At 68.5% G+C, this 4,692-nt stretch carries 5 protein-coding genes; 3 read left to right on the top strand and 2 right to left on the bottom strand.

Annotated features, from left to right (window positions below; genetic code table 11):
* The first annotated feature begins 126 nt into the window (after positions 1-126).
* Complete coding sequence (locus ABTZ58_RS39755) at positions 127-813, top strand: type 1 glutamine amidotransferase domain-containing protein (RefSeq protein WP_351368306.1); 687 nt, start codon at positions 127-129, stop codon at positions 811-813.
* A 404-nt stretch (positions 814-1,217) separates the two neighbouring features.
* On the opposite strand, the gene ABTZ58_RS39750 is transcribed toward ABTZ58_RS39755, so the two are convergent.
* Positions 1,218-1,814: a TetR/AcrR family transcriptional regulator gene (locus ABTZ58_RS39750; protein WP_351368303.1), complete on the bottom strand. Its 597-nt coding sequence runs from the start codon at positions 1,812-1,814 to the stop codon at positions 1,218-1,220.
* A gap of 424 nt (positions 1,815-2,238) precedes the next feature.
* Here ABTZ58_RS39750 and ABTZ58_RS39745 point away from each other — a divergent pair, with 424 nt between their 5' ends.
* Positions 2,239-2,847 carry an NAD(P)-dependent oxidoreductase gene (locus tag ABTZ58_RS39745; RefSeq protein WP_351368300.1) on the top strand — a complete coding sequence of 203 codons (609 nt, stop codon included), beginning with the start codon at positions 2,239-2,241 and terminating at the stop codon, positions 2,845-2,847.
* Positions 2,848-2,856: 9 nt separating this feature from the next.
* Here the strand turns inward: ABTZ58_RS39745 and ABTZ58_RS39740 are convergent, their stop codons facing one another.
* Positions 2,857-3,756, bottom strand: coding sequence for a LysR family transcriptional regulator (locus ABTZ58_RS39740; RefSeq protein ID WP_351368297.1), 900 nt, complete (start codon positions 3,754-3,756; stop codon positions 2,857-2,859).
* A 55-nt stretch (positions 3,757-3,811) separates the two neighbouring features.
* Here ABTZ58_RS39740 and ABTZ58_RS39735 point away from each other — a divergent pair, with 55 nt between their 5' ends.
* Positions 3,812-4,591, top strand: a complete 780-nt coding sequence (locus ABTZ58_RS39735) for an inositol monophosphatase family protein (protein ID WP_351368294.1) — start codon at positions 3,812-3,814, stop codon at positions 4,589-4,591.
* Positions 4,592-4,692: the final 101 nt, after the last annotated feature.

The raw sequence follows: 4,692 nt of genomic DNA, 5'->3' as shown, positions 1-4,692 counted from the left end.
TCCTTCCTCGCCCAGTAAGTCCTGCGGTCCGCGTTCGGCGGGCCGGTCCGGACAAGTCTTGTCGCCACCGCCGGCCCCTTTTGACCCATCAAAGACGACCGGTCTACTCATGAAGGAGTTACTGCCATGAAGGTCCTCATCGTTCTCACCTCGCACGACCAGCTCGGTGACACCGGCCGCACGACCGGGTTCTGGCTGGAGGAACTCGCCGCTCCCTACTACCGCTTCGAGGAGGCCGGCTGGGACATCACGCTCGCCTCGCCCAAGGGAGGCCAACCGCCGCTGGACCCCAAGAGCAACGAGCCCGCCAACCAGACCGACCAGACCCGCCGCTTCGAAGCCGACCCCGCAGCGACCGCCGCGCTGGCCGACACGGTGCGTCTGGACTCGGTGGAGGCCGACGACTTCGACACCGTCTTCTACCCCGGCGGTCACGGCCCCCTGTGGGACTTGGCCGAGGACGCCGACTCCGTCCGCCTCATCGAGACCACTCTGCGCTCAGGCAAGCCCCTGGCCCTCGTCTGCCACGCTCCCGGCGTCCTGCGCCACGCCGTCGACGAGGACGGCACGCCACTGGTCCGTGGCAAGCAGGTCACGGGGTTCGCCAACTCCGAGGAAGACGCGGTCGCGCTCACCGACATCGTCCCCTTCCTCGTCGAGGACGAGCTGAAGAAGCTCGGCGGTCACTACTCCAAGCTCGGTGACTGGGAGCCCTACGTCGTCCAGGACGGCCTGCTCATCACCGGCCAGAACCCCGCATCCTCCGGCCCGGCCGCCGAAGCCCTCATCAAGTTCACCGCCACCCGCGGCTGAGGCAACCAGGCGGCACAACCGCACACACCATCCACCGCTCGCCAGTCCACTCCCTGCGTCCCTCTCGCCAACCTGCCGGTCCATCGGGCTTCAGCCCGATGGACCGGCAGTGCTGGTCGGAACTGTTCAAGGAATGAGCAGCGAAACGGCCCACCGGCCGACAACGCCACCAGCTGAACCGGGGGCGACAGGGGTGGGTAACCGCCTGGGTTCGGTCGAGGCCTGTCGCCGACGCAACCGCCGTCCCCTTACGAAGCAACGGTCACGCTCGACCCCTGCTCTGGGCGTGATCCGCTTGCAGGCGGACCCAGCAGCGTCAGATGGCTGGATTCGGGAGCCGCCTGGCCAACGACGGGCTCGGCGGTTCGCGGGCGAAGCACCGGAGCGGCAGGCTTGAACTGCTTTTACGGCTGCACGAGTCGGCGAGTCATCGCCATCGCAACATCGAGGCATGCGATGTTGCGGTGAATCTTGGCCATGACGCTGGCGCCGAGCCACATGTCGTAGAGGGTCTGTGCCGTTTCGCGCGGTGAGCCGTCGATTTCGACGGTTCCGTCCGTAAGGCCACTGGCGATGGTCCGCTCAAGACGGTCGATGATCGCGTCCGTCCCCTCCTTGAGGGCAAGCCGCATCGGTTCCGACAGGTCGGAGACCTCCGCTGCGAGCTTCACGACGAGGCACTGGCCCTGGCAGTCGTCGACGCTCTGCGTTTCTCGCCACGCCTGCCAATAGGCCATCAGGCGCTCGGCGGCGGACAGGCCGGGCTGAGCGAGTGTCCGGTCCATGTCGGCGAGATACTGCTCGAAGTAGTTCTGCAGCAGGGCTTCGCCGAAGGCGTCCTTGGAGGCGAAATAGTGGTAGAAGGAGCCCTTTGGTACACCGGCTTGCGCGAGCACCTCATTGAGGCCGACCGCGGAGTAGCCTTTGTGGGCCATGATCCGTCGGGCGGCGTCGAGGATGTTCCGACGGGCGTCGGTACTGCGTGTTGCGGTGACTGGCATACTTCTATCGTAGCTCACAAATAGACCAGTCATCTAGTACTCCTTTCGCTCGCGGGGCCCCTCAAGGTGGCAGGTCGGCGCATGTAGGTAGGCGACTGGCCGACTCTGAAGCGGCGGGCACGCGGTCAGGTGTGCGATTTCACGCAACGCGATGGCCGCAGGCCGGTGTTGACGCCGACGGCTCGGACGCGCGGTGCCTGTTGCAGCGCCATGAGGCCGATGAGTCCGAGGGGAGTCGCAGCCGCGAGCCCCACCGGGCCGCCGACGGAGGTCGCTGTGCATACGTGGGCAACGTAAGTCCTCCTTCACGGTGCACGCCGCGGCCGGGTCAGTGGACCTCGGCGACCCGGATTGCGTGTGAGTAACTCGCTCAGTCAAATACTTGCACTTGATGTTAAGTGAGGGGCTCCCTAGCGTTCTCTGCATGAACCTCACTGTTCTCGCGGCTTCCGGCCGGACCGGCGTCGCCCTCACCCGGCAGGCACTGCGACGCGGTCACACCGTGACCGCCATCGCGCGTCACCCCGAACGGATCGACCTCCCCGACTCCCCGAACCTGCGCAAAGTGGCGGGTGACGTGAACGACGCAGCCAGTATCGCCGCCGTCGTGAACGGGGACTCCGTCGTCCTTTCCGCGCTCGGCACGGACCGGGCCGGGACTCTCCTGACCGGCGCCCGAGCGCTCGTCGCCGCCGGCCCACGGCGCGTCATCTGGCTCGGTGCCTACGGCACGGGCGAATCGGCCGAAGTGGCGGGGGAGGGCGCGGGTGTGCTCGCCAAGGCGCTGGGCGACCGGCTCGCGGACAAGGTCGAAGCCGACAACACCGTTCTCGCGGCCGGGGGCACCGTCTTCCATGCCGGGATGCTCGCTGACGGGCCGGAAAGCCCGCGCCGGCGCACGGTCGGCCTGGAGGCCGCGCCTCCGTTCGACCTCGGTGCGAAGGTCAGCCGGGAAACCGTCGCCGCGGCGATGCTCGACGAAGCCGAGACGCCTCGCTTTCCCGGTGCCGTGGCCCTGCCCTTGGCGGAGTAGGTGCCGTGGTCAGCAGGCGGTGATCTCCCCGATCGACGCCCGGACCTGCTCGCGGAGCCAGGCGTGGGCGGGATCGGAGTCGTAGCGCTGGTGCCAGTTGCAGTTGATCGTCGCCGCTGGGACATCGATCGGCAGCGGCCGGGTGAGGAGTCCGAACGCCTCGATGAGCGGGCGGCCGAGGAGCGCCGTGCAGGTGACCAGGGCGTCGCTGCGGGCGGCGATCTGCAGAGCGGTGGACACCGTCGCCACCGCGGCGACCACCCGGCGGCGCAGGCCTTCGGTGGCCAGCGCGTCGTCGATCGGTGCGGTGAGCCGGCCGCGCCGGGAGATCACCACGTGCGGTTGCGCCGCGTAGGAGGCCAGGTCGAGTCCGGTGGCGCAAGGGTGGTCCGCGCGCATCGCCACCACGAGCCGGTCTTCGCCGAGGGGCTCGGACCGGAACTCGGGCAGACTCGGCATGCCGCCACCGAGTTCCAGATCGACACGGCCGTGGCGCAGGTCGTCGGTGTCGACGGAGTTCTCCGCCAGAACCCGCAACTGCACCCCGGGCGCCTGCTGCTGGATGTTCCCGACCAGCACCGGGACCAGTGACGCGGCCGCGGCGTCGTGACACGCGATCGTGAAGGTGCGATCCAGTTCGACCAGGACCAATTCGCGGATGGGCGAGAGCACTTCGTGCGCCTGCCTGACCAGCCGGTGCACCTCCTCCCGCACCGACAGCGCGTACGGGGTGGGGGTCATCGAGTGGCCGGTGCGTACCAGGATGTCGTCCCCGGTGACGGCGCGAAGCCGGCCGAGGGTGCGGCTGACCGCGGGTGAGGACAGGTGCAGCCGCTTGGCGGCGCCCATCACGCTGCCCTCCTCGAGCAGGGCGTCCAGCACGGTCAGCAGATTCAGGTCCAATTGCATGGAAGTAAATCCCAATTCTGTATCAATCCACCTCGGTCAACTTCGGGAGCATCGCATGAGCCGGCAACTGCTTGCCACCACCGTCGCCGCCGTTCGCCACGCCGGCGCCCGCATGATGACGCGTTACTCCACCGAGTCCCGTCCGCCCGGGCTCCCCGAACTGCTCGCGCACCTCCAGGCCAATGACGCGGCCGTGGTCGACACGTTGCGCCCGGCGCTGACCGAGGCTCTGCCGAGCGCGGGCTGGCTCGATGACGAACACGGATCGGGACCGTTGGCCAACGGTGAGTGGTGGCTCATCGACCCGGTCGGTGGCAACGTCAATGCCGTGCACGGCATGCCCGACTGGAACATCGGCGTGAGCCTCGTCCGTGACGGCCGCCCGGTGCTGGCGGTGGTCTACTTCCCGGTCTCCGACGAGATGTTCACCGCTACCGAGGGTGGTGGGGCGTTCCTCAACGGCGTTCGGCTGCGGGTTTCGCTCAAGACGTCGCTGGACGGCGCGCTGGCCGGGACCGGCCAGGCCAAGCCGGGCCACGACCCGGAACTCGCGCAGCGGATGGGCGCCGCCTTCGCAGCCATGACGAACTCCGCCCTGTATGTGCGAGTGTCCGTACCGGTGACCCATCAGCTCGCCCAGGTCGCCGCGGGCCGGATGGACGTGCACTGGCAGTTCGACCATGTCCGGTCCCACGCGGCAGGTGTGCTGCTGGTACAGGAGGCCGGTGGCGTCGTGACCGACCTCGAGGGCGAGCCGTGGGAGCTGGCCGGCGAGAGCTACCTCGCCGCCGCGCCGGGTGTGCACGCCGCGGCACTGGAAGTCCTCACGGGGTAGAAGACGGTGTCGAAGTGCCTTCACCCCTGTGAAGCAGGAGGCCACTCGCCTCTGGCGAGGCGAGTGGCGCAGCGGGGTACGGCTTACTGGGCGAGGAAGGG

The organism is Streptomyces sp. NPDC094143, from assembly GCF_040303825.1.
Lineage (GTDB): Bacteria > Actinomycetota > Actinomycetes > Streptomycetales > Streptomycetaceae > Streptomyces.
The sequence above is the reverse complement of the archived record's forward strand: the minus strand, read 5'-3'. Positions and strand labels throughout refer to the sequence as shown.

What these genes read in the sequence shown, in the direction of transcription:
- ABTZ58_RS39755 (WP_351368306.1), top strand. Translation starts at nt 127, where the DNA reads ATGAAGGTCCTCATCGTTCTCACCTCGCACGACCAGCTCGGTGACACC.
- ABTZ58_RS39750 (WP_351368303.1), bottom strand. Translation starts at nt 1,814, where the DNA reads ATGCCAGTCACCGCAACACGCAGTACCGACGCCCGTCGGAACATCCTC.
- ABTZ58_RS39745 (WP_351368300.1), top strand. Translation starts at nt 2,239, where the DNA reads ATGAACCTCACTGTTCTCGCGGCTTCCGGCCGGACCGGCGTCGCCCTC.
- ABTZ58_RS39740 (WP_351368297.1), bottom strand. Translation starts at nt 3,756, where the DNA reads ATGCAATTGGACCTGAATCTGCTGACCGTGCTGGACGCCCTGCTCGAG.
- ABTZ58_RS39735 (WP_351368294.1), top strand. Translation starts at nt 3,812, where the DNA reads ATGAGCCGGCAACTGCTTGCCACCACCGTCGCCGCCGTTCGCCACGCC.